A 23,091-nucleotide genomic window follows, 5' to 3' on the forward strand; every position below is an offset into this window, starting at 1 on the left:
TCCAGTACACGTCCGGGGCCAGGCTGTCTCGGTTACGAGAGGGTCACCCGTGGGTTCGGTCATCAAGAAGCGGCGCAAGCGCATGGCGAAGAAGAAGCACCGCAAGCTCCTCAAGAAGACGCGCATCCAGCGTCGTCGCGCGGGCAAGTAGCCAGCAGCACCAGCCTGCCGTGACGGGTTTCGCGAGCGCTAGCGAGTGGAACCCCGCGGGGGGTGTGGGGGGTCGTCCCCCCTCCTGGAAGGGTTTCGCGAGCGCGAGCGAGTGGAACCCCGCGGGGGGTGTGGGGGGTCGTCCCCCCTCCTGGAAGGGTTTCGCGAGCGCGAGCGAGTGGAACCCCGCGGGGGGTGTGGGGGGTCGTCCCCCCTCCTGGAAGGGTTTCGCGAGCGCGAGCGAGTGGAACCCCGCGGGGGGTGTGGGGGGTCGTCCCCCCTCCTGGAAGGGTTTCGCGAGCGCGAGCGAGTGGAACCCCGCGGGGGTGTGGGGGGTCGTCCCCCCTCATGAGTCAGTCCCGTACGGTCCTGGTCACGGGGGCTTCCCGTGACCTGGCCGCGCGTTTCGCCCGCTCCCTCGCCGCGGACCCGGCCTTCGAGGTCGTCGGGGTCGACCTGACCCCGCCGCGCCACGACCTGGGGCGGGCCTCCTTCGTCCGCGCGGACATCCGCAGCCCGGCCGTCGGCCGGCTCGTGGAGGCGCGCGCCGTCGACACGGTCGTGCACCTGGCCGTCGTCGCGGCGCCCGCCGGCCGCTCCTCGCGCGAGCTGGCGAAGGAGATCAACGTCATCGGGACGTTGCAGCTGCTGGCGGCCTGCCAGCGCGCCACGACGTTCCGCAAGCTCGTGGTCCAGAGCTCGGTGTCGGTCTACGGCGCCTCGCCACGCGACCCCGCCTCGTTCACCGAGGACGACACGGCGCGCGTGTCGCCGCGCACCGGCTTCGGCAAGGACACGATCGAGATCGAGTCCTACGTCCGCGGCTTCGCCCGGCGTCGGCCCGACGCCGTCGTCACGACCCTGCGGATGGCCGCGCTGATGGGCGCCGGCGTCCACAGCCGCATCGCCCGCTACCTCGCGCTGCCCGTGGTGCCGCGCGTGCTGGGCTTCGACGCCCGGCTCCAGTTCCTCCACCCCGACGACGCGGTCGCCGCGCTCGAGCACGCGGTGCGCGACGACGTGCCCGGCACGTTCAACGTCGCCGCCCCCGACGTCGTCACCCTCGGCCAGGCGCTGCGGCGGATGGGTCGTCCTACCGTCGGGGTCCCGCGGGGGAGCGCGCCGCTCGTGGCGTCGCTGTTCCGGTCCTGGCGCGCCGCCGACTTCTCCTCCGACCAGATCGACGCCCTGACCTACGGTCGGGTCATGGACACGTCGCGGTTCGAGGCGACCGGCTTCGCGCCCACCCGCTCCAGCGCGGACGCGCTCGCGGAGTTCGTCGCGTCGTCGAGCCCCGGCCTGCTGGCCGCCGACCGGGTCGAGGGCGCGCTGGCCACCGTCGCCCGCGTCGCCCGCCGGGTCGAGGACCGGGCGGACGAGCGTGCCTGACGCGGAGGTCGTGCGGCTCGACGACCGGGCCGACCGGCGTCGCGGCGGCGAGGAGCCCCCGGCCGATGCCCCGACGCGGCGCGGGCTCGCGGCGCGCCTGCTCGCCGCCCTCGGGCTCGACCCGACCGCGGACAGCGACGCGCTGGCCGCCTTCCTGCGCGGCCGTCTGGAGGGCGACTACCCGGTCGACGAGTTCGGCTTCGACGTCGAGCTGACCGAGCAGGTCTTCCTGCCGCTGCTGCGCCCGCTCGTCCGGTCGTGGTTCCGCGTGGAGCTGCGCGGCGCGGAGAACCTGCCGACCGACGGACCGGCGCTGCTGGTGTCCAACCACGCCGGCGCGCTGCCGCTCGACGGGATGGTGCTGCACAGCGTCGTCTTCGACGCGATCGGGCGGCACCCCCGCATGCTCGGTGCCGACCTGATCTTCTCCACGCCGTTCTCCGCCGACCTCGCGCGCAAGACCGGGACCACGCTGGCCTGCCCCGAGGACGCCGAGCGGCTGCTGCGGGCGGGGGAGCTGGTCTCGGTGTTCCCCGAGGGCTTCAAGGGGCTCGGCAAGCGCTACGCCGACCGCTACAAGCTGCAGCGCTTCGGCCGCGGCGGCTTCGTGTCGACCGCTGTCCGCGCCTCGGTGCCGATCATCCCGGTCTCGGTCGTCGGTTCGGAGGAGATCTACCCGCTGCTCGGGCGGCTCCCGACGCTGGCCCGCGCGCTCGGCTGGCCGTACTTCCCCCTCACGCCGACGTTCCCGTGGCTCGGGCCGCTCGGGATGGTGCCGCTGCCCAGCAAGTGGGTGATCGAGGTCGGCGAGGCGATCGCCACCGACGAGCTGCCGCCCGGCGCCGCCGACGACCCGATGGTCGTCTTCGACGTCACCGACCAGGTCCGCGAGACCATCCAGCAGACCCTCTACGCGCTGCTGATGCAGCGCCGCGGCACCTTCTTCTGAGCGCGGCGGTCCCCTGACGTGTACGGCCCCCTCGCCCTCCTCGTGCTGGCCGTCGCCGTGTTCTCGGCCGGCGTCGTCCGGCACCGGGTCCGCGGTGCCGGTGCCGCACCTCCGGGTCCGGGCGGCCTCGACCTGGACCAGCTGCAGGGCTTCGTCTTCGTCGGCGCCGCCACGCTCGTGCTCCTGGCCGCCGGCGTCCTCGTCCTCGGCCTGGCCGGTCGTGGGGGCCAGGCCGAGGCCGCCGGCGTGCTGGGCCTGATCGCGTACCTGCTCTACCTGCTCATCGCCGTCGGGCTCATCCGGCGCACCGCCCGCCGTGCGGCGCGACGGGCGCAGCCGTGGGAGCCGCCGCCCGCCTGGTCCGAGCAGGACGCCGGCTAGGGACGGCGAGGGCCGTGCGTCCGGTGGTCAGCCGCGACGCACGCGCCGGGTCACGGCCACGCCGGTCGCGACCGCGCCCGCCACCGCACCGGTGACCCCGGCCCCGAGGAGGCCGAGCCGCGCCGCGCGCCGGCCGGTGCGGAAGTCGCGGACCTGCCAGTCCTGCTCCTCGGCGTGCGCCGCGAGGCGGCGGTCCGGGTTGATCGCGCAGGCGTGCCCGACGATCGAGAGCATCGGCAGGTCGTTGTAGGAGTCGGAGTAGGCGAAGCTGCGACCCAGGTCGAGCCCGTGCTCGGCGACGAGGTCGCGGACGGCGTCGGCCTTGGCCGGCCCGTGCAGCATGTCGCCGACCAGGCGCCCGGTGTAGACGCCCTCGACGTGCTCGGCGATCGTGCCCAGCGCCCCGGTCAGACCGAGACGGGCGGCGATGATGCCCGCCATCTCCACCGGGGCCGCGGTCACCAGCCAGACCTGCTGGCCCGCGTCGAGATGCAGCTGGGCGATCGCCCGAGTGCCCGCCCAGATCCGCCGGGCCACGAACTCCTCGTAGACCTCCTCGCTGACCTGGGTGATCTCGGCGACGGTGTGGCCCTCGATGAAGGCGAGCATCGTCTCGCGCGCGTCGGCGACGTGGGCCGCGCTCTCCTTGCCGGCCAGGCGGAAGTAGGTCTGGAACCACAGCGCCTTGGCGATGGTCCGGGCGTCGAAGAAGCCGCGGCGGTAGAGGCCGCGCGCGAAGTGGAAGATCGACGCGCCCTGGACGATCGTGTTGTCCAGGTCGAAGAAGGCGGCGGCGCGCGGGTCGGGCTCGATCGGGGCCTGCGCGCGGACGACGCGCTCCACGTGCACCGCCCCGGCGCCGTGCGGCAGCGCCTCGGTCGGCACCTCCCGCTCCGCTGCGTCCACGGCGTCAGCCTAGGGGCGCTGCGCGGCAGCGGCGGGAGGCGGCAGCGGTGGGAGACGGCAGCGGTGGGAGACGGCACCGGTGCCCCCTGGTGGGACACTGCACGGCGTGGAGCCCGCCGACGCCGTCCGCCCGCCCCGTGTCCGGCTGCTGACCCGGGCCGGCTGCCACCTCTGCGAGGAGGCGCGCCTCGTCGTCGCCCAGGTCTGCGCCGAGACGGGGGAGGCGTACGAGGAGGTCGACCTCGACGCCGCGGCGGCGGCCGACCCGGCCCTCCTGCGCCGCTACACCGACGAGGTCCCCGTCACCTTCGTCGACGGCGCCCAGCACGACTACTGGCGCGTGGACCCCGCCCGGCTCCGCGCCGCGCTCGGACGTCGCGCACGTCACTAGGGCGGGACGGTGCGGCTGCGTAAGGTGGATCGGTGATCTCGGGCCTGCTGCCGGGTCCCGGCACCGGGACCAAGCCGGCGCGCGGCGTCCCCCAGGCGACCGTCGCGCGGCTGCCCGTCTACCACGAGGCGCTCGGGCGGCTCTTCGCCGGGCACGTCGAGGTGGTCAGCAGCACCGCCCTGGCCGAGGCGGCGGGCGTGAGCCCCTCGCAGCTCCGCAAGGACCTGTCCTGCCTCGGGACGTACGGCACGCGCGGCGTCGGCTACGACGTCGCCCGCCTGCAGCGCCAGATCGCGACCCACATCGGCGCCGCCTCGGAGTGGCCCGTCGTCATCGTCGGCGTCGGACACCTCGGCACGGCGCTGGCCAACTACGCCGGCTTCGCGGCGCGCGGGTTCACCCTCGTCGCGCTGGTCGACCCGGCGCCCGCGCGGATCGGCACGTCCATCCAGGGCATCACCGTCTCCGCGCTCACCGACCTCGAAGAGGTCGTCCGCAACACGGGTGCGGTGATCGCGGTCGTCGCCACGCCCGCGGACGCCGCCCAGGAAGTCACCGACCGGCTGGTGCATCAAGGAGTGACGAGCATCCTCAACTTCGCGTCCACCCCGCTGGTGGTGCCTGAAGGAGTCAACGTGCGCAAGGTGGACCTGGGCCAGGAGCTCGCGATCCTCGCCTTCCACGAGCAGCGCAAGGTCGAGGAGGTCTCGTGAGCGTCCTCGCGGTGAGCGTGTCGCACCGGTCGACGTCCATGGCGCGGCTGGCCGCGCTGGCGCTCGACCCCGCGACCGCCGGCAAGCTCGCGCAGACCCTCGTGGGCAGCGAGCACATCGACGAGGCCGTGGTCCTGTCGACCTGCAACCGCACCGAGCTGTGGGCGTCGGTGTCGCGGTTCCACGGCGGCCTCGACGACGCCGTCCTCGCGCTGTCCGACCTGGCCGGTGAGCCGGTCGAGGACCTGCGCGCGATGGCCCGTGTCTTCTTCGACGAGGGCGCCGTCGCGCACGCCTTCTCGGTCGCCTCGGGGCTCGACTCGGTCGTGATGGGCGAGGGCCAGATCCTCGGCCAGGTGCGCGGCGCGCTGGCCCTCTCCCAGGAGCAGGGCACCGTCGGCACCGTGCTGAACGCGCTGTTCCAGCAGGCGATCCGGGTCGGCAAGCGCGTCCAGACCGAGACCGGCGTCGCCGGGGCGGGACGCTCGCTCGTCACCGCGGCGTACGACCTGCTGGTCGAGGCCCAGGGCCCGCTCGACGACCGGCGCGTCCTGGTCGTCGGCGCCGGCGCCATGGCCGGGCTCGCCGCGCGCACCGCGGCGGCCGCCGGCGCGCGGGTGACGTGCGTGAACCGCACCTTCGAGCGCGCGCAGCGCCTGGCCGAGGTCGTGGGCGGGCGCGCCGAGCCCCTGACCCGGCTGTCGGCCGCGCTCGCCGAGACCGACGTCGTCGTCACCTGCACGGGTGCCCGTTCGCTGCACCTGGACTCGGCCGACCTCGCCGGCACCCCGGTGACCGCCGCCGTCGACCTCGCGCTCCCCGCGGACATCTCCGCCGACGTGACGTCGCTGGGCATCCTGCTGGTCAACCTCGACCTGCTCGTGGCCACCCGGTCGGAGACCTCGACTCCCGAGGTCGAGGCCGCCCGCGCGCTGGTGCGCTCCGAGGTCGGCGACTTCCTGGGTGCCCGTCGCGCGGCGGCGGTCGCACCGACGGTCGTGGCCCTGCGGTCGATGGCCTCGCAGGTCGTCGCCGCGGAGATGAAGCGCCTCGACGCGCGCGTCCCGGGCCTCGACGACCACGAGCGCGAGGAGGTGGGCCGGACCATGCGGCGCATCGCCGACAAGCTGCTGCACCAGCCGACCGTGCGGGTCAAGGAGCTCTCCGCCGACCCCGACGCGCTCGACTACGCCGCTGCGCTGCGCGAGCTGTTCGCGCTCGACCCCCAGGCCGTGGCGGCGGTCATGTCTCCCGAGACGAACGCCTAGCACGCCCGGCGAGCGGGCAGGATGAGGCCCCTCATGACCGACCCGTCGCCGACCGACGAGCCCGCCGGGCTCGGGGCCCCCGCGCTCCGCCTCGGCGCGCGGACCTCGCCGCTGGCCCGGGCGCAGGTGGACCTGGTGGCCGCGCTGCTCGCCGGCGACGGGACGCGCTCGTCCTTCGTCGGCGTCACCACCACCGGCGACGTCGACCCCCGGCTGCTGACCGAGATCGGTGGGACCGGGGTCTTCGCCAACGCGGTGCGCGACGCGCTGCGGACGGGCAAGATCGACTGCGCGGTGCACTCGCTCAAGGACCTGCCGACGGCGCCCGAACCTGATCTTGAGGTGATCAGCGTCCCGGCCCGCGAGGACGTGCGCGACGTGATCGTCGGCTCCACCCTCGCCGACCTGCCCGACGGGGCCCGCGTCGGCACCGGGGCACCGCGCCGGGCGATGCAGCTCCTCGCGTGGGCGGAGGAGCACGGCCGCCACCTCGAGGTCGTGCCCGTGCGGGGCAACGTCGACACCCGGATCGAGCTCGCCCGTGGCGGTGGCCTGGACGCCGTGGTCCTGGCCGGCGCCGGCCTGCGCCGGCTCGGGCACCTGCCTCCTGGGAACGGTCCTTTGTCGGGATCTGACAAAGGAGACACCGTTGTCAGAGGACTGCCCGCCGAGGTCCTCGGCGAGGACGTGATGCTGCCGGCCCCCGGTCAGGGCGCGCTGGGGCTCGAGGTGCACCGGGCGGCACCCGCCGCCGTACGCTCCGCCGTCCTGCTCCTCGACGACCCGGTCGCCCACGCCGAGGTGCGGGCGGAGCGGGCCTTCCTCGCGACGCTCGAGGCGGGGTGCACGGCACCGGTGGGGGTCCGTGCGCGGGTCACGGGTCGCCGTGGTAACGCCCTCGATTTGACTATGCGGGCGGTTGTTGAGAGAACGTTGCTGGACACGTTGTCAGTAACGACCAAAAGCCCACCTCCGGTGCGCAGCGACGTCTCCGGGTCGACGACCGACCCGGCGCAGTTCGGTGCAGACCTGGCGAGGTCGGTGCTCGCACTGCTGTCCGACGAGGGCCGGCGCCGCGCCGGTCCTGCGCCGGCCCGACACGATGGAGCCACGTGAGCACAACGTCCGTCCCCACATCCAGCGACTCCGCCTCGAGCTCGTCCAGCACCCGTGGTCGGGTGATCTTCGTCGGTGCTGGCCCGGGCGATCCTGATCTTCTGACCCTCGGGGCCATCGCCGCCCTCGCCGACGCGAGCGCGGTGATCTTGGACGACGAGCGGCAGCGCGAGATCCTCGGCCACCCGGCGATCACCCTCGGCGAGGACGCCTCCGTCACGGCGCTCGGCTTCACCGACGGGCAGAAGCCGCTCACGCCGTCGGCCCGGGCGCGCGTGGTGATCAAGCAGGCCGCCGGGGGCGGCCGCGTGGTGCGTCTGGTCAACGGCGACCCCTTCTGGGACAACGCGGTGGCCGACGAGGCCGCCGCCTGCGTGCGCGGCGGCATCGACTTCGAGGTCGTGCCCGGGGTGTCGAGCCTGACCGCGGTCCCGGAGTATGCGGGCATCGACCTCGTCCACGCCGGCGGGGTGCAGTTCGCGTCGATGACCGACGGCCGCTTCACCAAGGTCGGCACCGCCCCCTGGGGCAACGCCGCGACCGTCGTGGTCAGCACGCTGGTGCAGCACCTCCAGGGCCTGGTCGACGCCGCGCTGGCCGCGGGCCGTCCGGCCGACGACCACGTCGTGCTGACGCTGCACGGCGGGAGCACCAACCAGGTGACGGTTCCCTGCCGGCTCGACGAGGTCGTCGTCGCCGTCTCCGCGACCGAGGCCCCGGGCGCCGACCCGGTCCACGTGATCATGGGCGTCGCCGCCGAGCAGCGCGGCGAGCTCAGCTGGTACGAGACCAAGCCGCTCTTCGGCTGGCGCGTCCTCGTGCCCCGCACCAAGGACCAGGCCGCACCGATGGTCGCGCGGCTGCGCACCTACGGCGCGCACAGCGAGGAGGTGCCGACCATCTCGGTCGAGCCGCCCCGCAGCCCGCTGCAGATGGACAAGGCCATCCGCGGCCTCGTCGAGGGCCGCTACGAGTGGATCGCCTTCACCTCGGTGAACGCCGTCAAGGCCGTGCGCGAGAAGTTCGAGGAGTACGGCCTCGACGCCCGGGCCTTCTCCGGGCTCAAGGTCGCCGTCGTCGGTGACGTCACCGCGGCCGCGCTGCGGGCGTGGGGCATCGAGCCCGACCTGGTGCCGGCCGGGGAGCAGTCCGCCGCCGGCCTGGCCGACGAGTTCCCCCCGTACGACGAGGTGCTCGACCCGATCAACCGGGTCTTCCTGCCGCGCGCCGACATCGCCACCGAGACCCTCGCGGCCGGGCTCGTCGAGCTCGGCTGGGAGGTCGAGGACGTCACCGCGTATCGCACCGTGCGTGCCGCCCCGCCGCCCGCCGAGGTCCGCGAGGCGATCAAGACCGGCAAGTTCGACGCGGTCGTCTTCACGTCGTCCTCGACGGTGCGCAACCTCGTCGGCATCGCCGGCAAGCCGCATCCCGGGACGATCATCGCCGCGATCGGCCCGGCCACGCAGAAGACCTGCGAGGAGCACGGCCTCCGCGTCGACGTCGTCGCCGGCAAGCCGTCGGTCGTCGCCCTGGCGGACGCGCTGGCCTCCTTCGCCGCGGACCGTCGCGACGCGATGGTCGCCGCGGGCGAGGTCGTCCAGCGCCCGTCGCAGCGCAAGGCGCCGAGCCGCCGGGTCTAGCAGCCGTCTCGCGCAGCAGGGCCGGTCGGGTCTCCGACCGGCCCTGCTGCACGTGTCGACGGCTTGAGCGGCGGACTGCCCTCAGCGGCGCCACTCCGGCGGGGCCGGGCTGATGATCGGGTCGAGCGCGAGGTCGGTGAAGCTCAGCCCCGGGTTGTCGCGGGTCGTGCCCGTGAAGCCGACCTGGAAGTCGACGAGGTACTCGACCTCGTTGTCCGCCGTGATGCGGAACGGCTGGTCGTGCCCGGGGTAGATCGCGTCGGACATGTCGACGAGCTTGCCGACCGAGCGGTTCGCCATCTCCTCGTCCCAGAAGACGAGGGCGTTGCGCCGCTGCTGCGCGACCAGCGCGTTCTGGATCGAGTCGCCGGTCACCACCGCGAGGCCGTCGGCCGTCGACACCGCCGCGGCGACGGTCCCTGCCGAGTGCCCGGGCGCCTCGACGACCCCGACGCCCGGCGCGAGCTCGTCGCCCTCGCGGACGTGGCGGATGTCGTACTGGTCGAGCATCGCCTTGGTCCACGCCGGCGTCGCGTGGTCGCCCGGGTGCGGGTTCGAGATGTAGTTGAGCTCCTCGGGGTGGGCGTAGACCACCGCGTTGTCGAAGTACTGGATGCACTGCACGTGGTCCCAGTGGGCGTGGGTCAGCAGCAGCACGTCCACGTCGGAGGCGGTGAGGCCGCGCGCCGCGAGCTCGCGGCGCAGCGCCACGCCGCGACCGAAGTGCCCGGTGTCGACGACGATCCGGGTGAGTCCGCCCTTGCCGTCCGGCACCTCGATGAGGTTGACGCCGCAGAAGGCGATGTCGCCCTGGTCGGTCTCCACGTGCAGGCCGTGCAGCAGGGTGTCGATCGTGGGTCGGGCGGGCTCGGTCATGGCGCTGGTTCCTCCTCGAGGGTGCCGGGGACGGCCGGTGCGACCGTCCCCGGTTCATAGCCGGACGATCGGTGACGTTACCGTTCCGTGATATTCCAGGCCGCACCCGGGTCGTCCATCAGGGGTGCGACCGACGGCCGAGAGGACCTCATGACCACCCCAGACGCCCAGCTCCTGCGCGGCCGGCGCCGCCCCGGCGGGCTCGGAGGCCGCTTCCGGCGGATCGGCTCGCGCTGGTCGTGGACGGCCATGCTGTGGCTCTGGCTGCTCTACGGCATGAACGCCAACATGCGCAGCTGGATCCAGACCGTGCAGCCGGCGATCGTGGAGGAGTTCGGCGTCGGGCCGACGACGATCGGGTGGTTCTCCGGGGGGCTGACGATCCTGCTGGGTGTCGCGGCCCTGCCCATCTCGGCGTGGTCGGACAAGGGCGGGCACGGGTGGGAGCGCAAGTTCCGCCACCTTCCGGTCGTCGCGGTCTACCTCGCCTTCTCGGTGCTCACGGGTGTGCACGCGCTGACCGTGGGGCTCCTGGCCGTCTTCCTGCTGCAGGCGGTCAAGAACCTGGCCAGCGGCGGCGGCGAGGCCATCGAGGTGACCGCGGTCGCGGAGTGGTGGCCGCTCGAGCGGCGTGGGTTCGCGCAGGGGCTGCACCACACGGCCTTCCCCTGGGGCACCCTGATCGGCGGCCTCGGCGTCGCGGGAGTCTACTCGCTGTTCGGCTCCGAGAACTGGCGCGTCGTCTGGCTCACCCTGCCGCTGCTGGCGATCCCGATCTTCGCCCTCTACTGGCGCTTCGCCACGCAGGAGAACTACGACCGCTTCGTCGCCGACACCCGCGCTCGGGGGCTGACGCCGCCGCTCGGGCAGCAGAGCGCCGACGTCCCCGCGGCGCCGGGCGCCGTCGGCCGGGCGCTGCGCAACCCCAACGTCGTGATCCCCTCGCTCTCGGCCGGGCTGGCCAACGTGGGCTACATGGGGCTGAGCTTTTGGCTCCCGCTCTACCTCGCCTTCGTCGCCGACTACCCGCTCGCCCAGGTGGCCGCGCTCAGCGTGGTCTTCACCATCACCGGCGGCGTCGGCCAGATCGTCTGGGGCTTCGTCTCCGACCGCTTCGGGCGCAAGTACACCCTCGTCTTCCTCTTCCTCTGGCTGGCCGTCAGCTTCTCGCTCTTCCGCTTCGTCGGGTCGGGGCTGGCCGCGCTGATCGTCATCCAGCTGATCACCGGCGTGGCGATCAACGGCGTCTACCCGGTGCTGTACGCGATCACCTCCGACTCCTCCGAGCCCGGCTCCATCGCCATCGGCAACGGCCTGAACATGGCCGGCATGCTCGTCGGCGGCTTCGGGGCGATCGTCATGGGGCAGCTGATCCAGCTCGGCGGCGGCTACCAGGAGGTCCGCGGCTTCAACCTCGGGCTGAACTTCATCGCCGGCGTCAGCCTCCTGACCGCCGTGCTGATCCTGCTCTTCACCCGCGAGACGATCGGGCGGATGTACGCCCACGACCGCGCGCTCGTGTCCCGCGAGCGGTGCCTGCGGGGCGTGCGGCGCTGACGGGCCCTGGCGAGCCCTGACGGACGCCGTCAGCGGATGAGGCAGAAGGGGTGCCCGGCGGGGTCGAGGTAGACGCGGAAGCCGCCGTCCGTCGTGGGCTGGTGCGGGTGCCGGGTCGCGCCGAGTTCGAGCACGCGGGGCTCGGCGGCGTCGATGTCGCCGACGGAGAAGTCGAGGTGCAGCTGCTGCGGGTGCGCGCCGCCGGGCCAGGTGGGCGGGACGTAGTCGTCGATGCGCTGGAAGGCGATGGTGGTCTGCCCGCCCGGGTTGTCGGCGCCGAGGGCGCCGCGGGGCGGGACGAGGTCCACCCAGCCCTCCTCGTTCTCCGCGCGGACCGACCAGCCGAGCAGGTCGGCGTAGAAGCGGCCGAGCGTCTCGGGGTCGGCGCAGTCGACGATCACCAGGTCGAAGAGGGGAGCGTGGGCGACGGGCGTGGTCATGGGCCCACGATGCCGCAGCGTGGTCACGGGCGACAGGGCCAAGGGGGTTGTGCTTAGGTTAGGCAACCCTTAGTGACGAAGGAGAGCCATGGAACGGCGACGCTTCCTGACCGCGCTGGGACTGGCGGCCACCACCGCCGGTCTGGCGGCCTGCACCCGGGGAGGTGCCCCCGGGGCCGACGCCGCTCCGGCCGCGGGCGGGTCGACGGCTCCGTGGCAGGTGCGGCACCGCTACGGGACGACGACGCTGGCCGCGCCGCCACAGCGCGTCGTCACGCTCGGGCAGACCGACCACGACGCGGCCATCGCGCTCGGGGTGGTCCCCGTGGCGGTCGGCGGGTTCACGGGCGGCTCGTACACCCCCTTCCGCCCGTGGAACAGCGCCGGCCTGGCCGAGAAGCCCCCGGTGCTGGACATGATGGAGATCCCCTTCGAGCGCGTCGCCGCACAGGCGCCGGACCTGATCCTGGCGGTGATGAGCGGGGTGACGAAGGAGGACCACGCGAAGCTGGCGGCCATCGCGCCGACGGTCGCCCAGCCGGTCGACGGCGAGGACTGGGCGGTCCCGTACGCGCCGCACACCGACCTGATCGGCCGGGCCCTCGGGAGGCAGGCCGACGCCGAGCGGCTCGTGGCCGAGCTCGACAGCGCGTTCGCCGACGTCCGCGCCCGCAACGCGGTGCTGGCCGGCAGGACGGCGATCTGCGCCGAGCTCAACGGCGGCGCCTACTACGTCCTCGGTCCGGCCGCGCCCCGCACGCAGTTCCTCACCGACGTCGGGCTCACGCTCGCCCCCACGCTCGCCGCGCTCGCGGGGAAGGGCTACAACGCCGAGCTGAGCAGGGAGCGGCTCGACCTGCTGGACGACGTCGACGTGGTGGTGTGGAGCACCGACGTCGCCGACCGCGGCACCCTGCTGGAGGACCCGCTGGTCGAGGCGCTGGCGAGCACCTCGGAGGGGCGCTACGTGCTCGCGCTGAACGGGGGCGACGACGACCTGCTCTACTCCATGGACTGGGGCAGCATCCTGAGCAACCGGTGGGCGATCGACCAGGCGCTCCCACGCATCCTGCGGGCCGCCGACGGCGACCCGGCGACCGACCCGAACGACTGACGCGTAGGCGTGACCACGCCCGGTCGGGCGCCCGTCGTGGCCCCGGATGCGAACCCCACCGTGAGGTTTTCCACAAGCCTGTGGACAGTCTCGGCGCGGTGTCGGCGCTGGTCGGCGGCTAGATTGGGTGGGTGCCGCAGATGTCGCTCCGCCAGCGCCCCCGCCGGCTGCGCACGTCGCCGGCGATGCGTTCCATGGTCGCCGAGACCAGCGTCGAACCACGCCGCCTCGTGCTCCCGGTCTTCGTCGCCGAGGGTCTGAGCGAACCCCGACCGATCAGCTCGATGCCCGGCGTCGTCCAGCACACGCTCGACACGCTGCGCAAGACCGCGGTCGAGGCCGCGCAGGCCGGTCTGGCCGGGGTGATGCTCTTCGGCATCCCCGAGCACAAGGACGCGCGGGGCTCCGGCGCCGTCGACGAGCACGGGATCCTGACCGAGGCCGTCCGCGCCGTCCACGAGGAGGTCGGCGACGACTGCCTCGTGATGACCGACGTCTGCCTCGACGAGTTCACCGACCACGGCCACTGCGGCGTGCTGACGCCGTCGGGCCGGGTGGACAACGACGCGACGGTGGAGATCTACGCCGAGATGGCCGGGCTGCACGCCGACGCGGGAGCCCACGTCGTCGCCCCCAGCGGGATGATGGACGGCCAGGTCGGCGCCATCCGCGACGCCCTCGAGGCCGCCGGCCACCAGGAGACGGCGATCCTCGCGTACGCGGCGAAGTACACCTCTGCGTTCTACGGCCCCTTCCGCGAGGCCGTCGCGTCGTCGCTCACCGGTGACCGCAAGACCTACCAGCAGGACGGCGCCAACCTGCGCGAGGCGCTGCACGAGGTCGCGCTCGACCTCGCCGAGGGCGCCGACATCGTCATGGTCAAGCCGGCGCTGGCCTACCTCGACGTCATCCGCGCCGTGCGCGAGGCCGTCGACGTGCCGGTCGCGGCGTACAACATCTCGGGGGAGTACGCGATGGTCGAGGCCGCCGCCGCCAACGGCTGGATCGACCGCGACCGCGCGGTCGCCGAGACCCTGACCTCGATCCGCCGCGCGGGCGCCGACGTCGTCCTCACCTACTGGGCGCTGGAGTGGGCGCGGCGCTGGGGGACCGGCCGGTGACCGCGACGCAGCCCGGCACGGCCCTCGACTCCGCCTCCGTCGCCGCCTTCGCCCGCGCGCAGGAGGTCATCCCCGGCGGCGTCAACTCGCCGGTCCGCGCCTTCCGCTCGGTCGGCGGCACCCCTCGCTTCATTGCCCGGGCCAAGGGCCCCTACCTCTACGACGTCGACGGCAACGAGCTCGTCGACCTCATCTGCTCGTGGGGCCCGATGCTGCTGGGCCACGCGCACCCCGAGGTCCTCGACGCGGTCATGAGCGCGGCGCAGCACGGCACCTCGTACGGCGCCCCGACCGAGGCCGAGGTCGACCTCGCCGCGGCGATCATCGACCGCACCCCGGTCGAGATGGTGCGCCTGGTCAGCAGCGGCACGGAGGCGACCATGTCGGTGCTGCGGCTCGCCCGTGGCATCACCGGCCGCGACAAGATCGTCAAGTTCGCCGGCTGCTACCACGGCCACGTCGACTCCCTGCTCGTCTCCGCGGGCTCCGGGGTCGCGACGCTGGCCATCCCCGGGTCGCCGGGCGTCACCGAGGCGACGACCGCCGACACGATCGTCTGCGAGTACAACGACCGAGCCGCGGTGCGCGAGGCGTTCGCGACGTACGGCGACCAGATCGCCTGCCTGATCACCGAGGCGGCCGCCGGCAACATGGGCGTCGTGCCGCCCGGCGTCGAGGACGGGGCCGGCTTCAACACCTTCCTCGCCGAGATCTGCCGCGAGCACGGCGCGCTGTTCATCAGCGACGAGGTGATGACCGGCTTCCGGGTCACCGCGTCGGGCCAGTTCGGTCTCGACGGCGTCGTGCCCGACCTGATGACCTTCGGCAAGGTGATGGGCGGCGGCTTCCCGGCCGCGGCGTTCGGCGGCCGCGCCGAGCTCATGCACAGCCTCGCGCCGGTCGGCGGCGTCTACCAGGCCGGCACCCTCTCGGGGAACCCGGTGGCCAGCGCGGCCGGCGCCACGACGCTGCGGCTCGCCACCCCCGAGGTGTACGCCCACGTCGACCGTGCGGCGGCGCTCCTGCAGCGCGAGGTCGCCGACGCGCTCGGCAAGGTCGGTGTGCCGCACGTCATCCAGACCGTCGGGAACATGTTCAGCGTGTTCTTCGTGGGGGAGGACGTGGAGGCCGTCCCCGACTACGCCACCGCGTCGACGCAGGTCACGGCGCGCTACGCGGCGTTCTTCCACTCCATGCTCGACGCGGGCGTCTACCTGCCGCCGAGCGCGTACGAGTCGTGGTTCCTGTCCAGCGCCCACGACGACCGCGCGCTCGACCGCGTCGTCAGCGCGCTCCCGGCCGCGGCGGCCGCCGCAGCGGAGGTGTGAGATGGCCCCCGAGCCCGAGGTCCAGGTCAGCGGCCGGCGCACCGTCGTGCACCTGGTGCGCCACGGCGAGGTCTACAACCCGGTCGGCCTGATCTACGGCCGCCTGCCCGACTACCACCTCTCCGAGACCGGTCGAGCGATGGCCGGCCTGGTCGCCGAGCACCTGCGCGGGCGCGACATCGTGCACCTGCGCTGCTCCCCGCTCGAGCGCGCGCAGGAGACGATGGAGCCGATCGCCGAGGTCGTCGGGCAGCCCGTGACGACCGACGGCCGGGTCATCGAGGCCGACAACTACCTCGAGGGCGTCAAGGTGAGCCTGATGGGCACCCTCAGGCGCCCGCAGAGCTGGTGGCTGTTCCGCAACGCGCTGCGCCCGACCTGGGGCGAGCCCTACCGCGAGATCGTCGCCCGCATGCGGCTGGCGATCCGCGACGCCGAGCAGGAGGCGAGCGGCCACGAGGCCGTGATCGTGTCCCACCAGCTGCCGATCTGGATGGCGCGCTGCGACGCGGAGGGCCGCCGCCTGGCGCACGACCCGCGCCGCCGCGAGTGCCGCCTGGCCAGCGTCACCTCCCTCACGCTGCTCGACGGCCGCGTCGTCGCCGTCGACTACGCCGAGCCCGCGGCCGAGCTCTATGCCGGGCCGTCGCCGAAGAAGTTCGTCGCCGGTGCCTAGGACCCGCCTCTCCCGGACCTTCGCCGCCGCGGCGCTGTCCGCGACGGTGCTGCTCGCCGGCTGCTCGGCGACCGGGGCCGACGAGCCCGTCCGGGGCGCCGACCAGCAGGGCTACGTCGGCGGGGGCGGCGCGCTCACCCGCATCGACCCCGACAAACGCACCGAGGTGCCGACGCTGAGCGGGCCGGAGCTGGGCAAGGACGGGGCGACGGTCTCGACCGCGAGCTACGCCGGGAAGGTGCTCGTGCTCAACGTCTGGGGCTCCTGGTGCGCTCCGTGCCGCGCGGAGGCCAAGGACCTCCAGGCGGCCAGCGAGGCGACCAAGGCGGACGCGCAGTTCGTCGGCCTGAACGTCCGCGACCCCGCACCGGCGGCCCCGGAGGCCTTCCTGCGCGCGCAGGGCATCACCTACCCGAGCATCTTCGACCCCTCGGGCCAGACGCTCCTCCAGCTCAGCGGGCAGGTCCCGCCGCAGGCCATCCCGACGACCCTGGTGCTCGACCGGCAGGGGCGGGTGGCGATCCGCGCCCTCGGCCAGGTGTCGGAGGCGACGCTGACCGAGATGGTCGCGCAGGTCGCGGCCGGTCGATGACCCCGCTCGACGTCTCCACCTGGGCGCAGCAGGCCGTCGGCGGCTCGATGCTCCTGGCGCTGCCCGTGGCCCTGGCCGCCGGGCTCGTCTCGTTCTTCTCCCCGTGCGTGGTGCCGCTGCTGCCGGGCTACCTCTCGTACGCGACCGGGCTCGGCGCGGCCGAGGTCGTCGAGGGCACCCGCCGGCGCGGGCGGATGCTCGCGGGGACGTCGCTCTTCGTGCTCGGCATCGCCGCCGTCTTCGTCGTCACCGGGGCGATCGTCGGCAGCGCGGGCGTGCTGCTGCTGAGCCACGCCGAGGTGATCAGCCGCGTGCTCGGTGTGGTGATCATCGCGCTCGGGCTGATGTTCGCCGGCGTGCTGCCGCTGGGCCGCCGCGAGGTGCGCATCCACCGGCTGCCCGCCGTCGGGGTGGCCGCCGCGCCGCTGCTCGGGATCGTCTTCGCCCTGGGCTGGACCCCGTGCATCGGCCCGACGCTGGCCGTCGTCTACAGCCTCGCGCTGAACGAGGGCACCGCCGGCCGCGGTGCGCTGCTCGCCTTCGTCTTCGCCCTCGGCCTGGGTGTGCCCTTCGTGGTCGCCGGGCTGGTCTACACCCGCATGGCCCGCGCGGTCGGCTTCCTGCGCCGTCACCAGACCGCCCTGCTGCGGACCGGGGGCATCCTGATGGTGGTGGTCGGCCTGCTGCTCGTCACCGGCCTGTGGACCACCCTGACCGCCGAGCTGCGGCAGTCCTTCGCGACCTTCACCCCCGCCATCTGATGACCGTGACCCCGACAGAGCTGGACCGATGACCGACACGCAGACCCGTCCGGCGGGCCACGCCGACAACCCGGAGGAGCCCCGCCCCGAGCGGGCGGGCCCCGACCTGCCCCGGCTCGGGCTGCGGGGCACGCTCCGCTTCCTGTGGGCCCAGCTCACCTCCATGCGCACGGCGCTGGTGCTGCTCTTCGCCCTCGCCGTGGCCGCGATCCCGGGTTCGCTGATCCCGCAGCGCCACATCTCGCCGATCCGGGTCGACGACTTCATCGCGCAGCACCCGACGCTCGGTCCGCTCTACGACAAGGTCGGGCTCTTCTCGGTCTACAGCTCGCCGTGGTTCTCCGCGGTCTACCTGCTGCTCTTCGTCTCCCTGGTCGGCTGCATCGTGCCCCGGGTCGGCGTCTACTTCCGCGCGCTGCGCGCCGAGCCGCCGCGCACCCCCAGGAACCTGCGTCGCCTCCCCGCGTACGCGACCGCCGAGGTGAGCGCCGCCGAGGCGGGCGACGTGCTCGAGCGGGCCGTCACCGAGCTGCGGCGGCAGCGCTACCGGGTCCGCGTCGTCGAGGGGCCGGGCGGCGCCTCGGTCGCCGCCGAGCGCGGCTACCTGCGCGAGGCGGGCAACCTCGTCTTCCACGTCAGCCTGCTGCTCCTGCTGCTCGGCGTCGGCGTAGGCGCGCTGTGGGGCTACCGCGGCAGCAGCGTCGTGGTCGTCGGCCAGGGCTTCTCCAACAGCGTCACGCAGTACGACGACCTGACCGCTGGCGGATGGTTCAAGGCGTCGAGCCTCGAGCCGTTCAACGTCGTGGTCAAGGACTTCCAGGTCGCCTTCGAGACCGGCCCGGTGCAGACCGGCGCCGCGCGGCTCTTCCGGGCCGACGTCGCGGTCACCGACAAGCCGGGCGACCCGGTGCGCTCGGAGGTGCTCGAGGTCAACCACCCGCTGCACGTCGACGGCTCCACGGTGCACCTGATCGGGCACGGCTACGCGCCCGTGGTCACGGTCAAGGACGGCAAGGGCGACGTGGCCTTCTCCGGCCCCGTCGTCTTCCTGCCCCAGGACGGCAACTTCACCTCGGCCGGCGTCGTCAAGGTGCCCGACGCCCGGCCGGAGCGCCTGGCCTTCCAGGGCTTCTTCCTGCCGAGCGCGGTGGTCGACGCGCAGGGCCCGCGCTCGGTCTTCCCCGACGCGTACGACCCGCAGATGTTCCTCAACGTCTGGTCCGGGCCGCCCGCCGTCGAGACGGGCAAGCCCGAGAACGTCTACTCCCTCGACACCGCCGGGCTGACCCAGCTGCGCAACGAGAAGGGCGACATCGTCCGGCTGCGCCTCTCCCCGGGCCAGGGCACCGACCTGCCGGACGGGATGGGGTCGATCACCTTCGACGGCTGGAACCGGTGGGTCAAGCTGCAGGTCGGCGACACCCCGGGCGCCCCGGTGGCGCTCGCCGCCGTCGGCTTCGCGGTGGCGGGGCTCTGCCTGTCGCTGTTCGTCCGGCCGCGTCGCGTCTGGGTGAGGGTCTCCGGCGGAACCATCACCGCCGCCGGAGCCGGGCCCGACGGCGGTCCCGAGGACGCGACCGGCACCGAGGGGCCCGAGGACGACGGACCTAGAGTGATCGAGGTCGGCGGTCTCGACCGGGCGGACGCCCGGGGTGGGCTGACCGACGACGTGGACGACCTGGCGGCGACGCTCGCCGGGGCGCCCGAGGTGAAAGCACGAGAGAAGAGCGGGGCCCGTTCATGAACTACGCCTACTACTCCAGCGTGGCGCTGGTGAGCTCGGTCGTGGTGTACCTGCTCGCCTTCTTCGCGCACACCGCCGAGTGGGCCTCGGCCCGCCGCGTGGGCGCGAGCGAGGCGGTGGAGGAGCGCGAGCTCGTCACCGCCGGCGCCGGTGGCTCGTCCGGCGCGTCGGAGACCGTCGTCAGCCGCGAGGCGCTGACCCGGGAGATCGAGGGCGAGCTGGCCGACCGGCGCGTCGAGCAGTTCGGGCGGATCGGCGTCATGCTGACCGTCTTCGGCTTCTGCCTCAGCGTCATCGGCGTCGTCGGCCGCGGCCTGGCCGCTGGCCGCGGCCCCTGGGGCAACATGTACGAGTTCACGATCACCGCCATGGTGGCCGTCGTGGCCGCGTACCTGATCATGGTCTGGAAGGCCGACCTGCGCTGGCTCGGCCTCCCGGTCACGCTGCTGGCGACCGTCGGCAACGGGCTCGCCGTCACCGTCTTCTTCGTCGCCGTCGCGCCCCTGGTGCCCGCGCTGCACTCGGTCTGGTTCCTCATCCACATCAGCGCCGCGGTGATCAGCGGTGCCGCCTTCAACGTCGGCGGGCTGCTGTCGATCCTCTACATCCTCAAGAAGCGCGCCGAGGACCGTGGCACGGTCGGCGGCTACCTCGCCCGGATCCCGGGCTCGCGCCGCATCGACCTGCTCACCTACCGCTTCCACGCGTTCGCCTTCCCGCTGTGGACGTTCACGGTGGCGGCCGGGGCGATCTGGGCCGAGTACGCCTGGGGTCGCTACTGGGGCTGGGACCCCAAGGAGACCTGGGCGCTCGTGACCTGGGTCATCTACGCGTGCTACCTGCACGCCCGCTCGACCGCCGGCTGGCGCGGCAACAAGGCCGCGGTCATCGCGATCATCGGGATGGCGTCCTTCTGGTTCAACTTCATCGGCGTCAACCTGCTGGTCTCGGGCCTGCACTCCTACGCCGGCGTCTGAGAGACCCTGCGCCGGGCCTCTACGGCGACTGCACGAACCGCCAAGGGACGACGCCATCTGATCCGGCGTCGTCCCTCAGCGGTTCGTCTGCGTTCGGGCCAGGGCGCGCTAGGCGCCCAGCTCGTCGCGCCAGGCGGCCCAGCCGCCCGCCACGTCGGTGGCGCGGTGGATGCCCAGGTCCTGCAGGGCGGCGGCGGCCAGGCTCGAGGTGAACCCCTCCTGGCAGAGCACGACGACCTCGAGGTCGTACGACGCGATCGGCAGGGCCGCGTCGCTCTGCGGGTCGAGGCGCCACTCGAGCACGTTCCGCTCGATCACGAGGACGTCGTCGGGCCCGCCCTGCACGGCGCGCTGCGCGGCCGGACGGATGTCGACGACGACCGCACCGGCCGCACGGGCTGCGACGGCCTGCGCCGGGGTCAGCCGGTCGAGGCGGGAGCGGGCGTCCTCCAGCACGTCGGCGATGCTGCGGCGCCGGGCCAGGGGAGGGGCGGCGAGCGCGGTCACCAGGCCACCCCCGCCAGGCGCGACTCGACCAGGTCGAGGCGGTCGCCCTCGCGGACGTAGCCGTTCATCCGGGTGAGCGCCGGCGCGTACACGTGGATGCTCACCGCCGGCTCCAGGCCGGTGTTGGTGACCTTGTGGATGTGGCGGGTGCCGAAGGGGCGCAGCGCGCCGGTGCCCAGCGAGCGGGTCTGCGCCACGACCGCCGAACCGTCCGGCTGCAGCCGGGCGTGCTCCTCGGTGAGGGCTCCGCGGACGACGACGAACGCGCCCGCGCTGCCGCCGTGGTCGTGCCAGTCGGTGCCCTGGCCGGGCACCCAGGTCAGCAGCCAGGCCTCGTGCTCGGGGGTGAGGGCGAGCCGGGCGTAGAAGCGGGAGACGGGGTCGTAGTCGACCAGCGGCTCCCAGAGGTGGGTGGCCTCGCCCAGGCGGGTCGCGGTGGCGGCGAGGTCGGCGAGATGGCGTGCAGGCATGGTGGGACGGTTCCTGTCGGGGCTGAGGACTGCAAGAGCGGAGGAGACCGAGGGGCGGCGTGGTCGCCGAGCCCTCACGAGGTGCGCCTAGAGGCGCGTGGTCATTCGACACACCGAGCTCGCCGTGCGGCGCAGGTCGACGTGTCGGCGCTGGTGCAGCGTCCTCATCAGGATGTGTCCTCCTATTCCCGGGCACCACAGTAGGGAACATCGGGTTCGTGCGCACCCGGCGGTCCGGACCGTGAGACCGCTCTGCGTCGGCCTGGCAGACTGGTCGCGTGCGACACTTCGACCTCTGCGTCATCGGCAGCGGCTCCGGCAACTCCGTGATCGACGACGCGATGGACGGCTGGTCGGTGGCCATGGTCGAGGCCGGGACCTTCGGCGGGACCTGCCTCAACGTCGGCTGCATCCCCACCAAGATGTACGTCTACCCGGCCGACCTCGCCGCCTCGCCGCAGCAGGCCAAGGAGCTCGGCGTCGACCTCGAGCTCGTCGACGTGCGCTGGCCCGACATCCGGGACCGGATCTTCGGTCGCATCGACCCGATCTCCTCCGGCGGGCGCGACTGGCGGGCCGGCCGGCCGAACGTGACCCTCTACGAGCAGCGCGGCCGCTTCGTCGGCGACCACGAGCTCCTGCTGGAGGCCCGCGACGGGCACCCGGAGACGACGATCACCGCCGACCGCTTCGTGCTGGCCAACGGCAGCCGCGCGGTCGTCCCGCCCTTCCCGGGGATCGACGCCGTGCCGTACGAGACGTCGGACACCGTCATGCGCCTCGACGCTCTCCCGCGCTCGATGGTGATCGTCGGGGGCGGCTACATCGCCGCGGAGTTCGCGCACGTCTTCTCCTCCTACGGCGTGCAGGTGACGATCGTCGGCCGCTCCCCGCAGCTGCTCTCCCGCGAGGACGCGCAGGTCTCCGAGCGCTTCACCGAGCTGCTGGGCCGCCGGGTCGACGTCCGCACGAGCACCGAGGTGCAGCGCGTCGACCGGCGTCCCTCGGGTGACGGCGTGGTCGTCACCGCCCGGACCAAGGAGGGCGTCGAGTCCACCATCGAGGCCGACGTGCTCCTCGTCGCGACCGGGCGGACGCCGAACGCCGACACGCTCGACCTGGACCGGACGGGCGTGGAGGTGGACGACGACGGCCGCGTGGTCGTCGACTCCCGGCAGCGGACCGGGGTCGAGGGCATCTTCGCGCTCGGCGACGTCTCCTCGGCGCACCAGCTCAAGCACGTGGCCAACCACGAGGCGCGCGTGGTGAAGCACAACCTCCTCCACCCCGACGCGATGGTCGAGTCCGACCACCGCTACGTCCCGCACGCGGTCTTCTCCGACCCGCAGGTCGCCGCCGTGGGCCTCACCGAGGCCGAGGCGGAGGAGCAGGGGCTCGACTACGCGGTGGCCGTGCAGGACTACGGCTCCACCGCGTACGGGTGGGCCATGGGCGACGAGGACCACTTCGTGAAGCTGGTCGGCGAGCGGGGGACCGGGCGCCTGCTCGGCGCGCACCTGATCGGCCCGCAGGCGTCGTCGCTGATCCAGCCCCTGATCCAGGCCATGAGCTTCGGCCTCCCGGCCCACGCGATGGCCCGCGGACAGTACTGGATCCATCCGGCCATGGCCGAGGTGGTGGAGAACGCGCTGCTCGCTCTCCCGTCGTCCTCGGAGGACTAGAGCCTCTCGCCGAGCGGTCCTGGGCACGGGGCGCCGGGCAACCATCCGCCCGGGCGCGTGGTCTGGCTCGTAGTGCTTCTGCGGTCGCGCCCGGGCTCCCGCCAGACCCATCCACGCCCGGCGCCCCGTGCCCAGGACCGCCCTTGATTGTCACCCCTCGCGATCCTCGAGCTGTGGAGCAGCGCGTTGCTAGGGGTGTCCCGGCTTCGCTTCAACCCTCTGTCGAAGGGCCGCTCGGGCAGGGTCGCGACCACGACCCCTGAGTCTGTCGAGGGGCCGCTCGGGCAGGGTCGCGACCACGGCCCCTGAGCTTGTCGAAGGGCCGCTCGGCAGGGTCGCG

At 73.4% G+C, this 23,091-nt stretch carries 25 protein-coding genes; 19 read left to right on the plus strand and 6 right to left on the minus strand.

Going from position 1 to position 23,091, the window contains the following annotated elements; all coding sequences use genetic code 11:
* The first annotated feature begins 49 nt into the window (after window positions 1-49).
* From BLU42_RS19970 to BLU42_RS19985, 4 genes are all read left to right on the plus strand, one after another.
* Window positions 50-151, plus strand: coding sequence for a 30S ribosomal protein bS22 (locus tag BLU42_RS19970; protein ID WP_002550589.1), 102 nt, complete (start codon window positions 50-52; stop codon window positions 149-151).
* 347 nt (window positions 152-498) lie between these two features.
* Entirely contained in the window at window positions 499-1,539 is a 1,041-nt protein-coding gene (locus tag BLU42_RS19975; RefSeq protein ID WP_091078706.1) for an NAD-dependent epimerase/dehydratase family protein, read from the plus strand.
* Window positions 1,532-2,488: a lysophospholipid acyltransferase family protein gene (locus tag BLU42_RS19980; RefSeq protein WP_091078708.1), complete on the plus strand. Its 957-nt coding sequence runs from the start codon at window positions 1,532-1,534 to the stop codon at window positions 2,486-2,488. Before BLU42_RS19975 ends, BLU42_RS19980 begins: the two co-directional genes overlap by 8 nt.
* An 18-nt stretch (window positions 2,489-2,506) precedes the next feature.
* On the plus strand, window positions 2,507-2,869 hold the full coding sequence (locus BLU42_RS19985) for a hypothetical protein (RefSeq protein ID WP_091078711.1): 363 nt from the start codon (window positions 2,507-2,509) through the stop codon (window positions 2,867-2,869).
* 27 nt (window positions 2,870-2,896) lie between these two features.
* Here the strand turns inward: BLU42_RS19985 and BLU42_RS19990 are convergent, their stop codons facing one another.
* Window positions 2,897-3,775: an HAD family hydrolase gene (locus BLU42_RS19990; protein ID WP_197680541.1), complete on the minus strand. Its 879-nt coding sequence runs from the start codon at window positions 3,773-3,775 to the stop codon at window positions 2,897-2,899.
* 106 nt (window positions 3,776-3,881) lie between these two features.
* Here BLU42_RS19990 and BLU42_RS19995 point away from each other — a divergent pair, with 106 nt between their 5' ends.
* From BLU42_RS19995 to BLU42_RS20015, 5 genes are read left to right on the plus strand one after another with little or no spacing between them, the layout of a single operon-like run.
* Window positions 3,882-4,166 carry a glutaredoxin family protein gene (locus BLU42_RS19995; RefSeq protein WP_091078718.1) on the plus strand — a complete coding sequence of 95 codons (285 nt, stop codon included), beginning with the start codon at window positions 3,882-3,884 and terminating at the stop codon, window positions 4,164-4,166.
* Window positions 4,167-4,198: 32 nt separating this feature from the next.
* Window positions 4,199-4,879, plus strand: coding sequence for a redox-sensing transcriptional repressor Rex (locus tag BLU42_RS20000; protein ID WP_231918355.1), 681 nt, complete (start codon window positions 4,199-4,201; stop codon window positions 4,877-4,879).
* A complete protein-coding gene (locus BLU42_RS20005) occupies window positions 4,876-6,147 on the plus strand; it encodes a glutamyl-tRNA reductase (protein ID WP_091078722.1) in 1,272 nt (423 codons plus the stop codon). The genes BLU42_RS20000 and BLU42_RS20005 overlap by 4 nt, the downstream gene beginning before the upstream one ends.
* 33 nt (window positions 6,148-6,180) lie before the next feature.
* The gene (gene hemC, locus BLU42_RS20010) at window positions 6,181-7,263 is read left to right on the plus strand and encodes a hydroxymethylbilane synthase (RefSeq protein WP_091078726.1); all 1,083 of its coding nucleotides are present in this window, start codon (window positions 6,181-6,183) and stop codon (window positions 7,261-7,263) included.
* Entirely contained in the window at window positions 7,260-8,906 is a 1,647-nt protein-coding gene (locus BLU42_RS20015; RefSeq protein ID WP_091078729.1) for a bifunctional uroporphyrinogen-III C-methyltransferase/uroporphyrinogen-III synthase, read from the plus strand. Before hemC ends, BLU42_RS20015 begins: the two co-directional genes overlap by 4 nt.
* A gap of 81 nt (window positions 8,907-8,987) precedes the next feature.
* Here the strand turns inward: BLU42_RS20015 and BLU42_RS20020 are convergent, their stop codons facing one another.
* Window positions 8,988-9,782: an MBL fold metallo-hydrolase gene (locus BLU42_RS20020; protein WP_091078733.1), complete on the minus strand. Its 795-nt coding sequence runs from the start codon at window positions 9,780-9,782 to the stop codon at window positions 8,988-8,990.
* Between the two features lie 150 nt (window positions 9,783-9,932).
* Between BLU42_RS20020 and BLU42_RS20025 the strand changes: the two genes are divergently transcribed.
* A complete protein-coding gene (locus tag BLU42_RS20025) occupies window positions 9,933-11,339 on the plus strand; it encodes an MFS transporter (protein WP_091078737.1) in 1,407 nt (468 codons plus the stop codon).
* A 29-nt stretch (window positions 11,340-11,368) separates the two neighbouring features.
* Here the strand turns inward: BLU42_RS20025 and BLU42_RS20030 are convergent, their stop codons facing one another.
* Window positions 11,369-11,779 carry a VOC family protein gene (locus tag BLU42_RS20030; protein WP_091078741.1) on the minus strand — a complete coding sequence of 137 codons (411 nt, stop codon included), beginning with the start codon at window positions 11,777-11,779 and terminating at the stop codon, window positions 11,369-11,371.
* A gap of 88 nt (window positions 11,780-11,867) precedes the next feature.
* On the opposite strand from BLU42_RS20030, the gene BLU42_RS20035 reads away from it, so the two are divergent.
* The 8 genes from BLU42_RS20035 (at window position 11,868) to ccsB (ending at window position 20,092) form a co-directional block, all read left to right on the plus strand.
* Entirely contained in the window at window positions 11,868-12,893 is a 1,026-nt protein-coding gene (locus BLU42_RS20035) for an ABC transporter substrate-binding protein (RefSeq protein WP_091078746.1), read from the plus strand.
* Between the two features lie 140 nt (window positions 12,894-13,033).
* Window positions 13,034-14,014: a porphobilinogen synthase gene (gene hemB, locus BLU42_RS20040; protein ID WP_091078750.1), complete on the plus strand. Its 981-nt coding sequence runs from the start codon at window positions 13,034-13,036 to the stop codon at window positions 14,012-14,014.
* Window positions 14,011-15,342 (plus strand): glutamate-1-semialdehyde 2,1-aminomutase, encoded by a 1,332-nt coding sequence (hemL, locus tag BLU42_RS20045; RefSeq protein WP_091081182.1) that lies wholly within the window; start codon window positions 14,011-14,013, stop codon window positions 15,340-15,342. Before hemB ends, hemL begins: the two co-directional genes overlap by 4 nt.
* A 1-nt stretch (window position 15,343) precedes the next feature.
* On the plus strand, window positions 15,344-16,018 hold the full coding sequence (locus BLU42_RS20050; RefSeq protein WP_091078752.1) for a histidine phosphatase family protein: 675 nt from the start codon (window positions 15,344-15,346) through the stop codon (window positions 16,016-16,018).
* A complete protein-coding gene (locus BLU42_RS20055; RefSeq protein ID WP_231918356.1) occupies window positions 16,011-16,610 on the plus strand; it encodes a TlpA family protein disulfide reductase in 600 nt (199 codons plus the stop codon). Before BLU42_RS20050 ends, BLU42_RS20055 begins: the two co-directional genes overlap by 8 nt.
* Window positions 16,607-17,371, plus strand: coding sequence for a cytochrome c biogenesis CcdA family protein (locus BLU42_RS20060; protein ID WP_407940234.1), 765 nt, complete (start codon window positions 16,607-16,609; stop codon window positions 17,369-17,371). The genes BLU42_RS20055 and BLU42_RS20060 overlap by 4 nt, the downstream gene beginning before the upstream one ends.
* A 163-nt stretch (window positions 17,372-17,534) precedes the next feature.
* Entirely contained in the window at window positions 17,535-19,115 is a 1,581-nt protein-coding gene (resB, locus tag BLU42_RS20065) for a cytochrome c biogenesis protein ResB (RefSeq protein WP_231918628.1), read from the plus strand.
* Window positions 19,112-20,092: a c-type cytochrome biogenesis protein CcsB gene (ccsB, locus tag BLU42_RS20070; protein ID WP_091078762.1), complete on the plus strand. Its 981-nt coding sequence runs from the start codon at window positions 19,112-19,114 to the stop codon at window positions 20,090-20,092. Before resB ends, ccsB begins: the two co-directional genes overlap by 4 nt.
* A 108-nt stretch (window positions 20,093-20,200) precedes the next feature.
* On the opposite strand, the gene BLU42_RS20075 is transcribed toward ccsB, so the two are convergent.
* The 3 genes from BLU42_RS20075 to BLU42_RS21760 form a co-directional block, all read right to left on the minus strand.
* A complete protein-coding gene (locus BLU42_RS20075) occupies window positions 20,201-20,599 on the minus strand; it encodes a rhodanese-like domain-containing protein (RefSeq protein ID WP_231918357.1) in 399 nt (132 codons plus the stop codon).
* Complete coding sequence (locus tag BLU42_RS20080; protein WP_091078765.1) at window positions 20,596-21,069, minus strand: cysteine dioxygenase; 474 nt, start codon at window positions 21,067-21,069, stop codon at window positions 20,596-20,598. The genes BLU42_RS20075 and BLU42_RS20080 overlap by 4 nt, the downstream gene beginning before the upstream one ends.
* Window positions 21,070-21,156: 87 nt before the next feature.
* On the minus strand, window positions 21,157-21,237 hold the full coding sequence (locus BLU42_RS21760) for a putative leader peptide (protein ID WP_407940275.1): 81 nt from the start codon (window positions 21,235-21,237) through the stop codon (window positions 21,157-21,159).
* A gap of 110 nt (window positions 21,238-21,347) precedes the next feature.
* Here BLU42_RS21760 and BLU42_RS20085 point away from each other — a divergent pair, with 110 nt between their 5' ends.
* Window positions 21,348-22,751 (plus strand): mycothione reductase, encoded by a 1,404-nt coding sequence (locus BLU42_RS20085; protein WP_091078768.1) that lies wholly within the window; start codon window positions 21,348-21,350, stop codon window positions 22,749-22,751.
* The last annotated feature ends 340 nt before the right edge of the window (window positions 22,752-23,091 follow it).

Source organism: Microlunatus sagamiharensis (genome assembly GCF_900105785.1).
In the GTDB taxonomy this organism is placed as follows: domain Bacteria; phylum Actinomycetota; class Actinomycetes; order Propionibacteriales; family Propionibacteriaceae; genus Microlunatus; species Microlunatus sagamiharensis.

Excerpts from the sequence above, each read along its gene's own strand:
- BLU42_RS20060 (WP_407940234.1), top strand. The coding sequence starts at position 16,607 with ATGACCCCGCTCGACGTCTCCACCTGGGCGCAGCAGGCCGTCGGCGGC.
- BLU42_RS20020 (WP_091078733.1), bottom strand. The coding sequence starts at position 9,782 with ATGACCGAGCCCGCCCGACCCACGATCGACACCCTGCTGCACGGCCTG.
- ccsB (WP_091078762.1), top strand. The coding sequence starts at position 19,112 with ATGAACTACGCCTACTACTCCAGCGTGGCGCTGGTGAGCTCGGTCGTG.
- BLU42_RS20030 (WP_091078741.1), bottom strand. The coding sequence starts at position 11,779 with ATGACCACGCCCGTCGCCCACGCTCCCCTCTTCGACCTGGTGATCGTC.
- BLU42_RS20035 (WP_091078746.1), top strand. The coding sequence starts at position 11,868 with ATGGAACGGCGACGCTTCCTGACCGCGCTGGGACTGGCGGCCACCACC.
- resB (WP_231918628.1), top strand. The coding sequence starts at position 17,535 with ATGCGCACGGCGCTGGTGCTGCTCTTCGCCCTCGCCGTGGCCGCGATC.
- BLU42_RS20025 (WP_091078737.1), top strand. The coding sequence starts at position 9,933 with ATGACCACCCCAGACGCCCAGCTCCTGCGCGGCCGGCGCCGCCCCGGC.
- BLU42_RS20050 (WP_091078752.1), top strand. The coding sequence starts at position 15,344 with ATGGCCCCCGAGCCCGAGGTCCAGGTCAGCGGCCGGCGCACCGTCGTG.
- hemB (WP_091078750.1), top strand. The coding sequence starts at position 13,034 with ATGTCGCTCCGCCAGCGCCCCCGCCGGCTGCGCACGTCGCCGGCGATG.
- BLU42_RS19975 (WP_091078706.1), top strand. The coding sequence starts at position 499 with ATGAGTCAGTCCCGTACGGTCCTGGTCACGGGGGCTTCCCGTGACCTG.
- BLU42_RS21760 (WP_407940275.1), bottom strand. The coding sequence starts at position 21,237 with ATGAGGACGCTGCACCAGCGCCGACACGTCGACCTGCGCCGCACGGCG.
- hemC (WP_091078726.1), top strand. The coding sequence starts at position 6,181 with ATGACCGACCCGTCGCCGACCGACGAGCCCGCCGGGCTCGGGGCCCCC.
- BLU42_RS20080 (WP_091078765.1), bottom strand. The coding sequence starts at position 21,069 with ATGCCTGCACGCCATCTCGCCGACCTCGCCGCCACCGCGACCCGCCTG.